At 72.2% G+C, this 17,151-nt stretch carries 15 protein-coding genes; 5 read left to right on the top strand and 10 right to left on the bottom strand.

Annotated features, from left to right (window positions below; genetic code table 11):
• Nucleotides 1-203: 203 nt before the first annotated feature.
• Complete coding sequence (locus tag V1633_RS05165; RefSeq protein WP_331212991.1) at nt 204-935, bottom strand: SDR family oxidoreductase; 732 nt, start codon at nt 933-935, stop codon at nt 204-206.
• A gap of 155 nt (nt 936-1,090) precedes the next feature.
• Here V1633_RS05165 and V1633_RS05170 point away from each other — a divergent pair, with 155 nt between their 5' ends.
• A complete protein-coding gene (locus V1633_RS05170) occupies nt 1,091-2,599 on the top strand; it encodes an Nramp family divalent metal transporter (protein ID WP_331212992.1) in 1,509 nt (502 codons plus the stop codon).
• A 161-nt stretch (nt 2,600-2,760) separates the two neighbouring features.
• A complete protein-coding gene (locus V1633_RS05175; RefSeq protein WP_331212993.1) occupies nt 2,761-3,414 on the top strand; it encodes a pyridoxamine 5'-phosphate oxidase family protein in 654 nt (217 codons plus the stop codon).
• An 88-nt stretch (nt 3,415-3,502) separates the two neighbouring features.
• Here V1633_RS05175 and V1633_RS05180 read toward each other — a convergent pair whose 3' ends face one another.
• The 7 genes from V1633_RS05180 to V1633_RS05210 all read right to left on the bottom strand — a co-directional run bounded on the left by V1633_RS05180 (nt 3,503) and on the right by V1633_RS05210 (nt 12,316).
• On the bottom strand, nt 3,503-4,387 hold the full coding sequence (locus V1633_RS05180; protein WP_331212994.1) for a hypothetical protein: 885 nt from the start codon (nt 4,385-4,387) through the stop codon (nt 3,503-3,505).
• Nucleotides 4,384-4,719, bottom strand: a complete 336-nt coding sequence (locus V1633_RS05185; protein ID WP_407951972.1) for a PadR family transcriptional regulator — start codon at nt 4,717-4,719, stop codon at nt 4,384-4,386. Before V1633_RS05185 ends, V1633_RS05180 begins: the two co-directional genes overlap by 4 nt.
• Nucleotides 4,720-4,771: 52 nt before the next feature.
• Entirely contained in the window at nt 4,772-6,265 is a 1,494-nt protein-coding gene (locus V1633_RS05190) for a (Fe-S)-binding protein (protein ID WP_331212996.1), read from the bottom strand.
• Nucleotides 6,265-7,719 (bottom strand): FAD-binding oxidoreductase, encoded by a 1,455-nt coding sequence (locus V1633_RS05195; protein ID WP_331212997.1) that lies wholly within the window; start codon nt 7,717-7,719, stop codon nt 6,265-6,267. The genes V1633_RS05190 and V1633_RS05195 overlap by 1 nt, the downstream gene beginning before the upstream one ends.
• A gap of 2 nt (nt 7,720-7,721) precedes the next feature.
• On the bottom strand, nt 7,722-9,263 hold the full coding sequence (locus V1633_RS05200; RefSeq protein ID WP_331212998.1) for an FAD-linked oxidase C-terminal domain-containing protein: 1,542 nt from the start codon (nt 9,261-9,263) through the stop codon (nt 7,722-7,724).
• A gap of 81 nt (nt 9,264-9,344) precedes the next feature.
• Nucleotides 9,345-10,916 carry a malate synthase A gene (gene aceB, locus V1633_RS05205; RefSeq protein ID WP_331212999.1) on the bottom strand — a complete coding sequence of 524 codons (1,572 nt, stop codon included), beginning with the start codon at nt 10,914-10,916 and terminating at the stop codon, nt 9,345-9,347.
• Nucleotides 10,917-11,005: 89 nt separating this feature from the next.
• Nucleotides 11,006-12,316: a phospholipase D-like domain-containing protein gene (locus V1633_RS05210; protein ID WP_331213000.1), complete on the bottom strand. Its 1,311-nt coding sequence runs from the start codon at nt 12,314-12,316 to the stop codon at nt 11,006-11,008.
• A gap of 131 nt (nt 12,317-12,447) precedes the next feature.
• On the opposite strand from V1633_RS05210, the gene V1633_RS05215 reads away from it, so the two are divergent.
• From V1633_RS05215 to V1633_RS05225, 3 genes are all read left to right on the top strand, one after another.
• The gene (locus V1633_RS05215) at nt 12,448-13,527 is read left to right on the top strand and encodes an NAD(P)-binding domain-containing protein (RefSeq protein ID WP_331213001.1); all 1,080 of its coding nucleotides are present in this window, start codon (nt 12,448-12,450) and stop codon (nt 13,525-13,527) included.
• Between the two features lie 322 nt (nt 13,528-13,849).
• Complete coding sequence (locus V1633_RS05220; RefSeq protein WP_331213002.1) at nt 13,850-14,140, top strand: HesB/IscA family protein; 291 nt, start codon at nt 13,850-13,852, stop codon at nt 14,138-14,140.
• A gap of 316 nt (nt 14,141-14,456) precedes the next feature.
• Nucleotides 14,457-15,410: a DMT family transporter gene (locus tag V1633_RS05225; protein ID WP_331213003.1), complete on the top strand. Its 954-nt coding sequence runs from the start codon at nt 14,457-14,459 to the stop codon at nt 15,408-15,410.
• On the opposite strand, the gene V1633_RS05230 is transcribed toward V1633_RS05225, so the two are convergent.
• Both V1633_RS05230 and V1633_RS05235 read right to left on the bottom strand, forming a co-directional pair.
• Nucleotides 15,377-16,318: an NAD-dependent protein deacetylase gene (locus V1633_RS05230; RefSeq protein WP_331213004.1), complete on the bottom strand. Its 942-nt coding sequence runs from the start codon at nt 16,316-16,318 to the stop codon at nt 15,377-15,379. The two genes, V1633_RS05225 and V1633_RS05230, sit on opposite strands and share 34 nt — an antisense overlap.
• Nucleotides 16,319-16,409: 91 nt before the next feature.
• Nucleotides 16,410-17,138, bottom strand: a complete 729-nt coding sequence (locus V1633_RS05235; RefSeq protein WP_331213005.1) for a cellulose binding domain-containing protein — start codon at nt 17,136-17,138, stop codon at nt 16,410-16,412.
• Nucleotides 17,139-17,151: the final 13 nt, after the last annotated feature.

Here is a 17,151-nt window from a genome sequence, read left to right on the forward strand (position 1 = left end):
TGGATCGGACGTGGCTCCGTGCGCGGCAGGCGGTGCCCGTACGCCCGCCGGATGACGCCGGCGGGCGCTTGGACACCCGATCGGGGTCGGGGTCGGTCCGTCCCACGGTGCCCCGTGCCGCCCCGACCCGCTGTCGCAACCCCGACACCCGGACCGATGAGTACCGCGCTGACCAGGGAATTCATCCCAACAGGGGCGGTGGCTCAGGCCAGACCGCCGGTCGCCCGCAGGTTCTGCCCGGTCATCCACCGCCCGTCCGGGCCGACCAGGAACGCCACCACGTCGGCGACGTCGGACGGCTCGCCGAGCCGGCCCAGCGGACTCCACGACCGCATCAGCTCGAGCACCTCGGCGCTGTTTGCGCCGCGCAGCATGTCGGTGTCGGTGGCGCCGGGGGAGACGGTGTTGACGGTGATCCCCCGGGGACCGAGTTCCTTGGCGGCCACTCGGGTGAACTGCTCGACCGCCGCCTTGCTGGCCGCGTAGAGCGAGATGCCGGGGAAGGCCAGCACGGTGTTGGCGGTGGAGATGTTGACGATCCGTCCGCCGTCGCGCATCCGACCGGTGGCGTGCCGCAGGGCCCGGAAGACACCCCGGACGTTGACCGCCATCGTCCGGTCGTACTCCTCGTCGGAGACGTCCGCGATCATCGTGGTACCGACGATCGCGGCGTTGTTGACCAGGATGTCGAGTCCGTCGAGATGCTGGTCGGCGGCGACGAAGAGCGCGTCCACGTCGGCGTCGACACCGACATCGGCCCGTACCGGAATCGCCCGGCCCGCGGACCGCTTCGCGACCTCCTCGGCCGCCGTCCTGTCCTCGCGGTAGCTGAAGACGACGGTGGCGCCGTCGGCGACCAGCCGCGCCACGACGGCGCGGCCGATTCCCCGAGAACCTCCGGTGACGATCGCACCCTTGCCGTCCAGTACGCCCACGATGCCTCCCCGATCGGTGTGAATCTGCTTTGTCCACTGGATACCAGCCGGATCGGATCGGAAACAACCGATCTAGATGGCTGTCGATCATTGCCTCGGAGTTACGTGTGGATGACCATTGATGTCCGGGGGGATCTCCCACAAGGAGGCGTCACATGGCGGAAGCAACCCAGGCTCCGGATGTCCACTCCTACCCACTCGGTACCAGCCGTCCCGCGCTCGCCGTCGCCGACCTGCCCGAACCCGAGGAGGTCTTCAAGGTCCGTCGCCTCGGGCCACGGGAACTGTTCATGTACGCGCTCGGGCCCAGCCTGATCGCGCTCGGCATCTCGATCGGCAGCGGCGAGTGGCTGCTCGGGCCGCAGGCCGTCGGCCAGTTCGGCTTCGTCGGCGTCGGCTGGGTCATCCTGGTCTCGGCGGTGCTGCAGACCTTCTACAACATCGAGTGTTCCCGGTACGTGATGGCCACCGGCGAGGCCCCGGTGGTCGGCTGGGGACGGGTGCCGCCCGGCGTTCTGCTCTGGGTCCCCGCCTCGGTCTTCCTCGTCATCTTCGCGTTCATCGCCGGGGGATGGGCGGCCTCGGCCGGCCAGGGCGTGTACGCGTTGATCCACGGCGAGGTCGCCCCGGCCGGTGCCGAGGAACCCCGGCTCTGGGCGATCGCACTGCTGGTGCTGGTCTTCCTGATCGCCGCCGGGGCGAAGCGGATCAGCCGCGCCCTCGAACTCGCCAACTGGGTGATGGTCGGCACCATCCTGGTGGTCCTGCTGGTCGTCGCCGTGCTGGTGGTCCCGTGGGACATCTGGTGGGAGGGGATCCGGGGCTTCGTCACCCCGGCCGCACCACCGGACGGCATCACCGCCACCCAACTCGGCGGCCTCGCCGGCTTCACCGCCCTCGCCTCCGGCCTCAACTGGTACGTGATGGGCCACTACCGGGACAAGGGCTACGGCATGGGCCACCGGACCGGCTACCTCTCCGGGCTGCGCGGCGAGCGGCGGGAACTGCTCGCCACCGGGGTCACCTTCCCGGACACCCCGGCCAACGCGGCCCGCTGGCGGCGCTGGTACCGGCTGCTGCTCACCGACATGTGGGGCATCTTCTTCGTCGGAGCGATGCTCGGCATGCTGCTCCCGACCATCCTGATGGCCCACGCCGTGCAGGTCTCCGGCACGGTGCCGACCGCCTCCGACGTACCGACGTTCGTCGCCACCGCCCTCGAACCCGACTACGGGCCGCTGATGTTCTACGGCATGCTGCTGATCGGCGTACTGGTGCTGTTCAGTACGCAACTCGGCATCTTCGAGGGCATGGTGCGGGTCAGCACCGACGCCGCGCACGCGACCAGTCCCCGGCTGCGCCGGTTGCTGGAAGGTGACCCACGCAAGTTCTACTACCCGTTCATGCTGGTCCTGCTCGTGATCATCGCGGTGGTGCTGCACCTCGCGGTGCCGGTCAACCTGGTGCAGTGGTCGGCGAACATGTCCAACCTCGGCGCGCTGATCTATCCCTTCCTGCTGATCTACCTCAACAGCCGGCTGCCCCGACCGGCCCGGCCCCGCCCGTGGCACTACGTACTCCTGATCGCCAACGTGCTCTTCTTCGGGTTCTTCTTCGTCAATTTCATCGCCGACTTCGTCGGTGACCCGCTGATCACCTTCTGAGGTGTAAGGAAGGGCCCCTCCTTATCGCTTTTTGTTGCGGAAGGGGCCCTTCCTAACAGTCGGGGTGTCGGTGACGTCGATTTCACCGCCGCCAAACCCCGTGACCGCGCCCCAGGCCGGGGCGTAGGTTGGCCGCAGGCGACCGACGGGGAGGAGCGGTTATGACCGAGCTGGTGGAAACCACGTCCGGGAACGGGCTGGTGGAGATCACGTCCGAGGTCGAGTTGCGGGAGCTGCTCGGCGCGCCGATGCCCCGGGCGGTGACCAAGGAACGCGTACGGCTGCACGAGGTCGACCGGGAATGGCTGGCAAACTCGCCGTTCTGCCTGGTGGCGACCTCCGGCGCGGACGGCAGTTGCGACGTCTCGCCAAAGGGTGACCCGGCCGGTTTCACCCTCGTGCTCGACGACACCACGATCGCCGTACCCGAGCGGCCCGGCAACCGGCGCGCGGACGGCTACCTGAACATCCTCGCCAACCCGCACGTCGGGCTGGTCTACTTCATCCCCGGCCGGGGTGAGACGCTGCGGATCAACGGCCGGGCCCGGCTGGTCTCGGACGCCCCGTTCTTCGACCAGATGGTGGTCAAGGGGCACCGGCCGGTGCTGGCGCTGGTCGTCGAGATCGAGCAGATCTTCTTCCACTGTGCCAAGGCGTTCCTCCGCTCGGCGCTCTGGAAGCCGGAGACCTGGCATCCGGACGTGCTGCCCTCACACGCGCAGCTCGTCAAGCGGGTGCAGGAGATCCCGGAGACGCTGGAGGAACTCGAGCGCTACTACGGCCCCCAGTACGCCACCCGCCTCTACCAGGGCTGAGCCCGACCGACGGCGGCCGACGGCCGGTGGCGAGCGCTGCACAGGGGGCGGTCGCCACCGGGACGGGCCGGGCGCGGACGGCCGGTGGTCACAGCCGGGCCTGCTGGCGGATCCGTACCGCGCCGATCCCGGCCAGTACGACAACGATGCCGACGTGCCCGGCGAGCAGGACGCTCGCTCCGGTCGCCCCGCCGGCGTGCATGACGGCCAGCGACAGTGCCGGCGGCAGCAGCAGGCCGGCGGCGACCACCGGCGCCCGCGCGTCCAGTGCCGACCAGAGCAGCAGCACGACGCCGACCGCCAGCAGCGTGACCGGGCCCAGGTAGTACGACACCGAGAACGCGTTGGGCAGCAGGACGAGGGCGAACGGGATGGCGAGCAGCCAGCCGAGCGGCTGCCGGGTCGGCGCGGGTCGGTGCCGGAGCAGCGGCAGCATCAGCAGCATCAGCACCACCTCCTGCCAGGCCCCGAACTCCGAGGTGTGCGGCCCGAACGGCGGCCAGCCCCGGATCCACAGCTCGACCGTGGACAGTACCGCGACCAGCAGCAGACCCCGACGGTAGCGGCCGGTGGCGGTCGCGACCAGGGCCAGCGTCCCGACCAGCACCGCGACCAGGTGGTCGAGGTGGGCGGTGAGCCACGGCTGCGGGGAGCCCCGCCAGGTGGCGGCGGACACCAGGGCATAACCGAGCGCGTACGCCGTGGCGTACGCGGTCAGCAGCAGGACCGTGACCCGCAGCGCGGACAGCCAGAGCCGTCCCGGGGACGCGCTCACGGTCGCCCCCAGCCGGGTCCGGAGCGCGCCGAGAACCAGCGGCCCGATCTCCCGCCACGCCGGCCGTACGGTGTCCGGCCCGGCGGTCTCCAGCAGCGTCGCGAGCATCTCCGGGCCCCGCTGCTCGTGGTACCAGCGGGGATACAGCCGCAGCAGGTGCCGGTAGCGCCGCTCCAGCTCGTCGTCGCGCCCGCTCATGCCGGCGCCACCTTCGGGCGTACGGCGCGGGACTGGCCGGGGTGGTCGGTGACCAGCCGGGCGGCCTCGGCCATCCGGGCCGCCTCGGCCCGCAGGGCGGCCAGACCCTCGTCCGTCAGCTCGTAGTACCGGCGGGCCCGCCCGTTGACCACCTCTTCGTCGGCGACCTGGACGAGCCGCTCGCCGGCCAGCCGGTCGAGGGCGGCGTAGAGGGTGCCGGTGGCGAGTCGCACCCGCCCTCCGGACAGCTCCCCGGCCCGGCTGATGATCGCGTACCCGTGCAGTGGGCCGGCCTGCAACGCGGCCAGGATGAAGTACGTCGGTTCCCGCATCCGGATAGTCACATCGCCAGAATATGCGGGTGGCCTACCTATGTAAACCTGGTCAGGAGAGCAGCCGTTCGACGGGTAGGCGCCGGATCGACGCGTCCAGTACCTGTGCGGTGTGCGCCAACGCGACACTCCGGCCACCCGGTGAACCCGCGGCACCAGGTGTGTCGGCGACCCGGGGAACGGCGGCGGCGATCTGCATCAGACAGCCCGGGTTCGCGGTCACCAGCAGACTCGCCCCGGTCGCCAGGACGTCCCGGGCCTTCCGGTCGCCGAGCTTGGCCGCCGGTTCCGGATTCAGCACGTTCCACACCCCGGCGGAGCCGCAGCAGAGTTCCGGGTCGGCGATCTCCCGCAGCTCCAGTTCCGGGATGGCCCGCAGCAGTTCCCGGGGCTGGCTGCGGATCCCCTGGGCGTGACCGAGGTGGCAGGCGTCGTGATAGGCGACGCTGACCGGCAGCGGGTGCCGGGTGGCCACCGGACCGAGTTCCACCAGCAGTTCGGAGAGGTCACGGACCCGGGCGGCGAAGGCGGCGGCCCGTTCGGCGTACGCCGGGTCGTCGGCGAGCAGGTCGCCGTACTCCTTCAGGGCCGAGCCGCAGCCGGCCGCGTTGACCACGAAGTAGTCGAGGTGCTCGGCCGCGAAGGCGTCGACCAGGTCACGGGCGAACCGGCGCGCCTCCTCCTCACGTCCACTGTGCAGGCTCAGCGCACCGCAACAGCCCTGCCGCTCCGGGTTGATCACCACCTCGCAACCCTCGGCGGCGAGCACCCGGACGGTCGCCGAGTTCACCCCGGGGAAGAACGCGCTCTGCACACAACCGGTCAGCATCCCGACCACGGCCCGCCGTGGCCCGTACGCCGGAACCCGTCGTGGTGGCCGGGATGCCCGGGTCAGGCGGGGCGTCAACGACTCCAGGGTGGCCAGGGTCGGGGCCAGCCGGCGGAGCAGCCCGGTCCGGTCCACCACCCGACGCAGCCCACTGGCCTGGTACGCCCGCAGCGGCCCGCGCAGCAGCCGCAGCCGCCTCGGGTACGGGAAGAGGGCGAAGATCGCCGACCGCAGGGCCCGTTCCCGGGGCGACCGGTCGTGCCGGCGTTCCACCTGCTGGCGGGTCCGTTCGATCAGGGTGTCGTAGCGCACCCCGGACGGGCAGGCGCTCACACACGCCATGCAGCCCAGGCAGCGGTCGAAGTGCTCGACCATCGCCGGGGAGAGCGGTTCGCCGGCCAGTCCCTGGCCGATCAGGTGGATCCGACCCCGGGGCGAATCCATCTCCTCGCCCCACAACAGGTAGGTGGGGCAGCTGGGCAGGCAGAATCCACAGTGCACACAGTCGGCGACCACCTCGGCCGGCGGCGGCCGGTGCCCGTCGAACGCCGGCTCGCCCGACACCGCCGGCTGGCCGGACACAGCGGGCTGGCCCGACACAACCGGCTCGCCCGACACCGCCGGCCCCGGACTGGTCGGGCCGAGCAGCCCCAGCACATCCCGGGGCACCCGCTGGTCGGGCTGTTCCGGCTGGTCACGCGCATCCGTCGAGGCCATCAGATTCCTCCCACAAAACGTCCGGGCGCCAGCCGTGCCTCCGGGTCGAACCGTGCCTTCACCCGACGCATCAGGTCCAGCCCGTCCACCGGCCCCCACAGGTCGACCCGGTCGCGTACCCGGTCGGGGGCGGTCAGCACCACGGCGTGCCCGCCGGCCGCCCCGGCCGCCCCGCGCAGCTCCTCCACGACCCGGGCCACCCGGTCGGGGTCGGCCCCCGCCGGCAGCCCGGCGTACAGCACCCCGGTGCCGGCCGAGCCGCGTACCCGGATCGGTACGTCGTACCGCTCGGCCACGCTCCGGGCCGCGCCGAGCAGGTCGGGTACGCCGGAGAGCACCCCGGTGAGCTTCAGCCCGGTGCCACCGGCCGACCACGGATAACCTGACCACCACTGCGGCGGCGCGGTGTCGACCACGATCTCCACCCCGTCTCCCCGGTCGCCGCTCCCCGCCGCCGCGGCGAGCAGCCGTCGGGTCGCCTCGGCCCGTCCGGTCACTCCGGCGGTGGTCCCGCCCAGCAGCACCACCAGCTCGACCGGTCCAGCGACCGGGACGTCGACCTCCAGCGCGTCCGGCACCAGTTGCGCCGCCCGCACGGCGGTGACCAGCCGGCCGACCAGGTCCGCCCCACCCGCCCCGGCCAGCGGCACCCGGCAGCGGACGTACGCCTGCGCGGCCGGTACCGGATGCAGCCGGAACGCACACTCGGTGATCAGCCCGAGGGTGCCGTACGCCCCGGTGACCAGCTTGCCCAGGTCGTAGCCGGCGACGTTCTTCACCACCTTGCCGCCGGCGTGCGCGACGACACCGTCGGCGCGGACCAGGGTGACCCCGATCAGCAGGTCCCGGATCGTGCCGTAGCCCATCCGCCTCGGCCCGCTGGTGTTCACCGAGACCGCCCCGCCGACGGTGGACCCGGGCAGCGGATCGTCCAGCGCCAACTGCTGGCCGGCCGGGGCGAGCACCTGACGCAGCTCGGCCAGCGGCGTGCCGGCCCGGACCACCACGATCAGGTCCCCGGCGGCGTGTTCGACCACGCCGGTGAGGCGTCGGGTGTCGACGATCAGGTCCAGACTGGTGGGCGGGGCACCCCAGTCGAGTTTGCTGCCGGAACCCCGGGCGACCACGGTCAGCCCTCGTTCGGCGGCGGCGGTCAGCACCGCCGCGACCTGCGCGGTCGTCTCGGGAGCGGCGACGAACCGGGCCGGTACGCCGCCGACCACGTCGGTCGGCCCGGCCGGACGGACCAGCGCCACGCCGTCGGTGCCGGACCGCCCGTCCCGCTGAGCCGGTGGACCGGACAGGGCGCGCGGCGACGCGTCCTGCGGACCCCGTGGCGACACGTCCCGCTGACTCGCTGGACTGGACAGGGCGCCCTGCGACGCGTCGTGCGGACTCGGTGGATTGGACAGGGCGCCCTGCGACGCGTCGTGCGGACTCGGTGTACCGGGCATGGTCAGAACACCTCCGCGAGACCCGCCTCCTGCAGTGGATGGGGACCCTTGCGCCGGCCGGGCACCTCGCCGCAGAGCCGGGGCGTGGGGAAGATCTTGCCGGGGTTGGCCAGCGACCGGGGATCGAAGGCGCAGCGCAGCAGCTGCATCGTGTCGAGGTCGTCGTCGGTGAACATCCGGGGCAGGTACCTCGCCTTGTCCATCCCGACCCCGTGCTCCCCGGTGATCGACCCCCCGTACGCGACGCAGAGGTCGAGAATCGCCCCGGACAGTTCCTCGGCCCGTTCGGTCTGCCCGTCGACGGTCTCGTCGAAGAGGACCAGCGGGTGCAGGTTGCCGTCACCGGCGTGGAAGACGTTCGCCACCCGGATGCCCCGTTCGGCGGCGAGTTCGGCGATCCGGCGCAGCACCTCCGGCAGCGCGGTCCGGGGGATCACCCCGTCCTGCACGATGTAGTCCGGGCTGAGTCGACCGACGGCCGCGAACGCCGACTTCCGACCCTTCCAGAACAGGGCCCGCTCCGCCTCGTCGGCGGCGATCCGGACCTCGAACGCCCCGTGCGTCCGGCAGAGCGCCACCACCTCGGCGAACTGGGCCGCCACCTCGACCGCCGGCCCGTCCAGCTCGACGATCAGCACCGCGCCCGCGCCGGCCGGATATCCACATCGGACCGCCGCCTCGGCCGCCTCGATGGCGAGCGCGTCCATCATCTCCACCGCCGCCGGCACCACCCCGGCCGCGATGATCGCCGAGGTCGCGGCACCGGCCGCGTCCGTCGTGACGAAGGCGGCGAGCAGGGTACGCACCGACTCGGGCAGCCGGACCAGCCGTACGGTGACCTCGGTGGCGATGCCGAGGGTGCCCTCCGAGCCGACGAACGCGCCGACCAGGTCGTAACCCGGGGTGTCCGGTGCCGCCCCGCCGAGCCGGACGAGTTCGCCGTCCGGCGTCACCACCTGGAGTCCGAGCACGTGGTTGGTGGTGAAGCCGTACTTCAGGCAGTGCGCCCCGCCGGAGTTCTCGGCCACGTTGCCGCCGATGGAGCAGATCTGCTGACTGGACGGGTCGGGGGCGTAGTAGTAGCCGTACGGGGCGGCGGCCCGGCTGACCGCGAGGTTGATCACCCCGGGTTCGACCACCGCCCGCTCGTCGCCCGGGGCGACCTCCCGGATGTCACGCAGTCGGGAGGTGACGACCAGCACCCCGTCCGGGTGCGGCAGCGCGCCGCCGGAGAGTCCGGTGCCGGAGCCCCGGGCCACGAACGGCACGTCGGCGGCGACACAGGCCCGGACCACCAGGGCGCACTCCTCGGCGGTGTGCGGGAGCACCACCAGCGCCGGTACCACGCGGTAGGCGGCCAGGCCGTCACACTCGTACGTCCGCAGCCGGGCCCGGTCGTCGATCACCTGGTCGGGGCCGAGCCGGGTACGCAACTCGGCGGCCAGCCGCGCGATCGTGGCGGCGGCGCGCGGTGGCGGCCCCTGGGCGGTGCCGGCGGACCCTTCGTCCGGCCGGCCGTTCGTCACGTCGTCGCTGCTGGTCATCGCCGACCTCCGCTCCCACGTCACCGGGGCCCGCGATCCGGTGTCGCGGTCCCCGTGCCCGGCGTGTTCAGGACAGCTCGTTCACGGCATCCTCTCGTACGCGGGCAGCGTGAGGAAGTCCACGAATTCGTCCGCGACCGCGACCTCCATGAACAGTGCCCGCGCCTCGGCGTACCCGGCCGGGTCGGTGCCGAGCCGGCCGATCTCCTCGTCGGCGATCCGTTCCACCAGTTCCCGGGTGACCGGGACGCCGGTGTCGAGGGTGACGTGGTGGTGCAGCCACTGCCAGACCTGGGACCGGGAGATCTCGGCGGTGGCGGCGTCCTCCATCAGGTTGAAGATGGCGACCGCGCCGGAGCCGCGCAGCCAGCTCGCCAGGTACTGGATCCCGACGCTGACGTTGTTGCGCAGCCCGGCCTCGGTGATCTGTCCCGGGGTGGCGGCGACGTCGAGCAGTGCCGCCGCGTCCACCCGTACCTCGTCGCGGCTCCGGTCGAGCTGGTGCGGCCGGTCGCCGAGTACGGCGTCGAAGACCTCGCGGCAGAGCGGCACCAGGTCGGGATGGGCGACCCAGGAGCCGTCGAAGCCGTCGTTCGCCTCCCGGGTCTTGTCCTCGCGGACCTTGGCGAACGCGGTCTCGTTCACCGCCGGGTCGCGGCGGCTGGGAATGAACGCCGCCATGCCGCCGATCGCGTGGGCGCCCCGCCTGTGGCAGGTCCGGACCAGCAGTTCGGTGTACGCCCGCAGGAACGGCGCGGTCATCGTCACCGCGGCCCGGTCCGGGAGCAGGAACTCGGCGCCCCGGGTGCGGAACTTCTTGATCACGCTGAACATGTAGTCCCAGCGGCCGGCGTTCAGCCCGGCGGAGTGTTCGCGCAGCTCGTAGAGGATCTCCTCCATCTCGAACGCGGCCGGGAAGGTCTCGATCAGCACGGTGGCCCGGACGGTGCCGCGCGGGATGCCGAGCCGCTCCTGGGCGAGGACGAAGACGTCGTTCCAGAGCCGCGCCTCCAGGTGGCCCTCCAGTTTGGGCAGGTAGAAGTACGGCCCGGAACCGGAGGCGAGCTGTGCCCGGGCGCAGTGGAAGAAGTAGAGCCCGAAGTCGACCAGGGCACCGGCGAGGCGTTCGCCGTCGACCAGGATGTGCTTCTCGGTGAGGTGCCAGCCGCGCGGCCGGACCACGATGGTGGCCAGCTCGCCGTCCGGGCGCGGCCGGTACCGCCGGCCGTCCGGCGAAATGTACTGCAGGTAGCCGGCGATCGCGTCGCGGAGGTTGAGCTGCCCCTCGACGACGTTCGACCAGAGCGGGGTGTTGGCGTCCTCCAGATCGGCGAGCCAGACCTTCGCCCCGGAGTTCAGCGCGTTGATGGTCATCTTGGCGTCCGTCGGACCGGTGATCTCGACCCGCCGGTCGACCAGCCCCGGCGCCGGCTCCGCCACCCGCCACGACGGGTCGGCGCGGATCTCCGCGGTCTCCGGCAGGAAACCCAGGGTGCCACCGGCCGCCAACGCGGCCTCCCGTTCCGCCCGTAGCGCGAGCAGTTCCCGCCGCCTCGGTTCGAACGTCCGGTGCAGCTCCGCGAGGAAGTCCAGCGCCTCCGCGCTGAGCACCTCCTCGTACCGTTCGCCGAGCGGGCCGGTGACCTCGATCATGCGTACACCTCCAAGGAAGGGGCCCTTATTATCGCTTTCGATAGAGGAAGGGCCCCTTCCTGACACCTGGGGGGCGAGCACCTGACCGGTCAGCTGACCGCGCCGCCGTTGGCCCGGCAGGTGTCCCGGACGTGCCAGAAGTCGGCCAGGTAGTCGTCGTGCATGCCGCGTCCCATGATGCGCAGCATGGCCTCGTCGGCCTGACGCAGCGCGGAGACGTTGTAGTTGTGGCTGCCGGTGAAGACCCGGGGCACGATGTCGTCGTCGTACGCCCCGTCGATCAGCATGTACTTGTTGTGGGTGCGGATGTCCCGGCCCGGCCCGACGTTGAAGTTGCAGCGGGTGACCTGTACGTCGCTGCCGAGCGCGTCCAGTACGCCGGCGTTCGCCTCGCTGTAGACCACGTCGACCCAGCAGCCGGCGTTGCGCAGCGCGGTCAGCTTCTTCGCCACCTCGGGCCGGTTGAACGAGAACATGTTGACCCGTACGTCGGTCTGGCGGCGGGTGCCGGCGTCGTCGTAGGAGCAGGACGACACCGAGTCGAGCACGCTGACGATGGTGTCGGTGGCCGGGTCGCTGACCGGCTGGCCGGACCGTTCCCTGCGGGGGAAGAAGTACGCCCGGTACGTCGTCCCGGTCGGCGTACCCCAGTAGTAGTTGTTGTTCCCGGTCGAGCTGTACCGGTGCGAGCGCAGGTCGGCGAAGTACTGCCGGTACGCCTGGTACGTCGTCGCGTCGCTGAACGTCACCGCGTTGTTGTACGCCTCGTTCGCGTCCCACCAGCCGAGGTTGGCCGAGCCCTGGAAGACGACGTCGGCGACGGTGGAACTGTTGTTGAGCACCAGACTCGACGCGGTCAGGAACTTGTTGTGGTTGTACGCGGTGACCGAGGACGTGCTGTAGTCGATCCGTCGGGTGCCGATGCAGCCCCGGTCCTGGCTCGGGAACTGGTCCGCGCAGTGCACGATGTACGACCCGGCGGTGTCGTTCGACCCGAGTACCGGCAGCAGCCGCTGGTACGGGCTCTGGCTGACCTGCTCGTGGTCGAGGATGATTTTGACCCGCACTCCCCGCTGGTGTGCGTTCAGCAGTCGGGCCGGCAGGTCGGGGGTGGTCGCCGAGTCCGTCACGTCGGTGACGCCGAAGCCGAACCACGACATCTGGATCTCGCCGCCGGCCGGTACCCGGTCGATGATCCTGGCCAGTTGGATGAAGATGGCGTTCTGTGCGGCGGCGGCGCCGGTCGGCCGGTTGAAGACGGCCTTGTTCAGCACCGGGTCCGGCTCGGCGGCGGCGGCCGGTCCGGCCGGTCCGGTCAGTCCGCCGACCGCGGCGGCGGTGATGGTGAAGGCGAGTGCCGCTCGGGTCACCGTTCGTGGAAAAAATCTACGCATCCGCATGTCTGGATCCTCCCACCGGTCGGCGTCGCGGACCAGGGTTCGGCTGTGTCGGGAACGTGCCGTCCTCCGGTGTGAGCGACGAGACCTCGGCTCGGGGAACCTTCGGCGGCTCCCGGTGGTTGTCGCCGGATGTGAGCGGTCGGGATGTCGACGTGGTGGTGATCGGCGCGGGGCAGGCGGGTCTCTCCGCCGGCTATTTCCTGCACCGGGCCGGCCTCGCCCCGGAGACCGGGTACGTGCTGCTGGACGGCGGTGCCGGTCCGGGCGGCGCGTGGCGGGAACGCTGGCCGACACTGCGGCTGTCCGGCGTGCACGGCATCCACGACCTGCCGGGACTCGCCCTCGGGGCCGCCGATCCGGACCGCCCGGCCGCCGAGGTGGTCGCGGAGTACTTCGCCGCCTACGAACGGGAGTTCGGCCTGCCGGTGCACCGGCCGGTGAACGTGGACTCCGTGCACGACCGACCCGACGGCCGGCTCGACGTCCGTACCGATGCCGGGACCTGGACCACCCGCGCACTGCTCAACGCCACCGGCACCTGGCGGCACCCGTTCTGGCCGGTCTATCCGGGGCAGGCCACGTTCGCCGGCCGGCAACTGCACACCGCCGACTACCGGGGCCCGGAAGAGTTCGCCGGCCGCCGGGTCGTGGTGGTCGGTGGGGGCACCTCGGCCGTGCAGTTGCTGGCCGAGATCGCCGAGGTCGCCGCCGCGACCCGGTGGGTCACCCGGCGCCCGCCGGTCTTCGCCGAGGAGTTCGGCCAGGAACAGGGCCGGGTCGCGGTGGCACAGGTGGAGGCGAGGGTACGCGTCGGCCTGCCGCCCGGCAGCGTGGTCGGGGTGACCGGACTGCCCTGGACCCCGCAACTGCGCCGGATGCACGAGAGCGGGGTGCTGCGGCGGTTTCCGATGTTCGACCGGATCGTCCCTGACGGGGTGGTCTGGGCCGACGGCGACACCTTCGCGGCCGACGTGATCCTCTGGTGCACCGGCTTCCGGGCTGTCCTGAACCACCTCGCGCCGTTGAGACTCCGCGCACCCGGTGGCGGCATCCTGATGGACGGCACCCGGGTCGCCGTCGACGAGCGGGTGCACCTGCTCGGGTACGGGCCGTCGGCCAGCACGATCGGCGCGAACCGGGCCGGGCGGGCCGCCGTACGCGAGATCCGGCGCCTGCTCGACAGCGCGCCGGCACCCGTCGCGGCCACCTGACACCGTCCCCGTCGGGGCGGCATAGCACACGACGCCGGACGGCTCACCGGAGTTGACGAATCAGGTTGGAAGCGGCAACGTAGGGCAAGTACGGCCTGTTGTCACAGCCGAGAGTTCGAGAGAGACGCCGAACGCCGTACGCCAAAGGCGCCAGCCTGGCCGCACACGCGCGGCCCCCATGACGGGCTGGCCACATGTCCGAGGCCTCCCCATCCTCCGCCGGTCACGTGCGTGGCACGGGTGTGTCGGGGGTGGTACGGGGCACCCGCGTCGGGGGGATGCGGCGTGCCGGCCGACCGCAGAAAATCCACAAGGAGTTTGCATGCTCACCATGACCGAGAACGCCGTACTCGTGATCCGGGACCTCACCGCGCAGCAGGAGGCGCCGACCGGGGCCGGCCTGCGGATCGCCAGCGACCTCGCCGCCGGTTCGCTCACCCTGGAACTCGCCGAGAGCCCGGCCCAGGGTGACCAGGTGGTGGACAGCGACGGGGCCCGGGTCTTCCTCGACCCGCAGGCCGCCGAGATCCTCGACGACAAGGCCCTCGACGCGGCGGTGGACGCCGAGGGAACCGTGCAGTTCGGCTTCTCCGAGCAGCAGCCGCTGCTCTGAGGCCACCGGGTCTCGACGCTCTCGCTCGGTCCTTCCGTCCGTCGGCCCGGTCCACCGGGCCGGCGGACGTACCGGCGCGCATCGCCCCGCGCTGTCGTAGCGCGTACCGTGTCCGGTCCAACCGGGCCGGACGGTAGAGTGACGCCGTGCACCGCTGCTTCCCGATCACCCCGCCGCCGCGCTCCTGAGCGGGGCGACCAGTCCAGCGCGTCGAGCCGATCCGGCCGTCGTGCTGCTCCACTGTGGATGATCTGAGCCCGGGTACGCCCCGCTTCCGCGACCAACCTTCCTTCTCGTCGCAGGAGCGCGAACGTCCATGCACACCTCACCGAATCCACTCGTCTCGCCGGCCGGCCCTCGTCGCCGCCCCGGCACCGGCCTGGCCCTGTTGGTCGTCTCGGCCAGCCTCTGGGGGACCGGCGGGCTGACCGGCAGCCTGTTGAGCCGGGACGCCGACCTGTCCCCGGTCGCGGTGGCCGGCTACCGGCTCTGCGTCGGTGGCGGGCTGATCGTGGCCTTCCTCCTCCTCACCGGCCGCCGACTGCCGCAGGGGCGGCCGGCGTGGAGCCGGATCGTCGTGCTCGGCGCACTGGCCGCCGTCTACCAGGTCTGCTACTTCGCCGCCGTGGCGCTGACCTCGGTCAGCCTGGCCACCCTGGTCACCATCGGCGCCGCGCCGGTACTGGTGCTGGCCGGCGAGGCGGTCGCCGGCCGACGCCCGGCCGACCGGCGGGCCGTGGGGATCACCGCTGTGGCGCTCGCCGGCCTCGCCCTGCTGATCGGCCTGCCGTCCGGCGGGTTCGGCACGCTGGCGGTGCTGAGCGGTGCCGGACTCGCCCTGGTCTCGGCCGCCGGGTTCGCCGCGATCACCCTGGTCGGAGCCCGGCCGGTGGCGACGCTGGACGACCTCGCCGGTACCGGACTCGGCTTCTCCGCCGGTGGTCTGCTGGTGGCGTTGGTGGCCGGGAGCACCGTCGGGCTCGGCTTCAGCCCCGACCCCGGTACGGTCGGGCTGCTGCTCGCCCTCGGCATCGGGCCGACGGCGGTGGCGTACCTGCTGTACTTCCGCGGGCTGCGCACCGTCCGGCCGGGCACCGCCGCGCTGCTGGTGTTGCTGGAGCCGCTGGTCGGTGCGTTGCTCGCCGCGATCGTCCTCGACGACCGGCTCGGGGTGGGCGGACTGGCCGGCGCGGCGCTGCTGCTGGTGGCGGTGGTGCTGGCCGCGACCGCACCGGCTCAGCCGGAGAGCACGGTGGTCGCCGCCGGGTAGTCACCGGGGGACCGGCCCGGGCCGTGGTCACCGGGGGACCGGCCCGGGTCGTGGTCACCGGGGGACCGGCCTGGGCCGACGAGCCGGACCAGTTCGGGCAGCACCTCGCCCAGGGGTGCGTCGATGGTCAGCGAGGCGTGCTCGTCGCCCCGGGTCGGCCCCTGATTGACGATCACCACGGGGATGTCCCGCCGTGCCGCCCGGATCACGAACCGGCGGCCGGACATCACACTCAGGGACGAGCCGAGCACCAGCAGCAGTCGGGCCCGCTCGACGAGGTCGAAGCAGGCCCGGACCCGCTCGGCTGGAACGGTCTCGCCGAAGAAGACCACGTCCGGCTTCAGCAGACCACCCGGACAGGCCAGACAGTCCACCACCTGGAACCGCTCGGCGACCGCGTCGGGGAGCGCCACGTCGCCGTCCGGGTTGACCCCGTCGTACCGGGCCGTGAAGTCGGGGTTGGCGGCGCGCAGCCGGCGGTCCAGCGTCTCCCGGTCGGTCCGGTCGCCGCAGCCCAGACAGGTCACCTGGGCCAGGCTGCCGTGCAGTTCGATGACGGACCGGGCCCCGGCCGCCTGGTGCAGCCCGTCCACGTTCTGGGTCACCACGCCGGCGAGCAGACCCCGCCGTTCGAGCTCGGCGACCGCCCGGTGCCCGGCGTTCGGCGCGGCGCGGGCCATCAGCCGCCAGCCGAGGTGGCTGCGGGCCCAGTAACGGCGTCGGGCCACCGGATCACCGACGAACGTCTGGTACGTCATCGGGGTGTGCCGGCGCAGCGCCCCGCTCGGTCCCCGGTAGTCCGGGATCCCGGACTCGGTCGACAGGCCGGCGCCGCTGAGCACCGTCACGTCGCCGCCGGCCAGGAGTTCCGCCAGCGGGCCGTACCGCGGGGCTGTCCTCGTATCCACCCGTCCATGCTGCCTCGCCGGTACCGGCCCGGCGAGGCGGCCTGTGGCGACGATCACCGACGGCCCGGCGTACCGGGTCCTGCCGGCACGGTCAGTGGACGGCGGTGCACCGGGTGTCGCCGATCCGGAAATCGCTCGGCGGTACGAAGGCCCCGACGTACCGGCCGGAGAACCCGAAGACGTACGGGCCGCCGGGCGGCGGGGGGACCGTCGGTCCGTCCCAGTCGGCCGGGGTCAGGGTGGCGGCGGTGCCGCTGCGTTGGACGGTGGCGTTCCAGACCTGGGTGATGACGACGGTGGTGGCGATCGTGAAGCCCATCCGCCAGCGTGGTGCCGGTTCGGGGCCGGACCAGGTCACGTTGCCGCGTACCTGGTAGCCGCCGTAGCGGTCGACGGTGACGCCGATGGTGCAACCGAAGCCGGACGGTGTTTCGGGTTCCTCCGGCAGCGTGGTGAAGGTGAGCGGTTCGGACAGCGGGCTCGTCGTGTACCCCGAGTCGGCCAGTGCGGCGGCCCGGACCGCGACCGTGTACGCGGTGTCCGGGGTGAGGCCGGCCAGGGTCACCGAGTTGCCAGGCATGGAGAGCCAGCCCTGCCACTCGCCGTCGACCAGGCGCTGCATGGAGTAGCGGAAGACCGGTCCGTCGGGTCGGGCCCAGGTCAGGGTGGCGCCGGTCGCGGTGACCGAGGTGGCCACCGGCTGGCCCGGCGGGGGGAGCGGAATCAGCGGGTCGGCGTGTGCCGGGGCCGGCGAGAGCGGCAGCAGGGCCAGGCCGAGCGCGGCGGCGAGCAGTGTAGAGGGCAGCGTGCGGCGGAGCATGGCGAGAGCCTTT

This window comes from Plantactinospora sonchi, from assembly GCF_036422035.1.
Taxonomy (GTDB): domain Bacteria; phylum Actinomycetota; class Actinomycetes; order Mycobacteriales; family Micromonosporaceae; genus Plantactinospora; species Plantactinospora sonchi.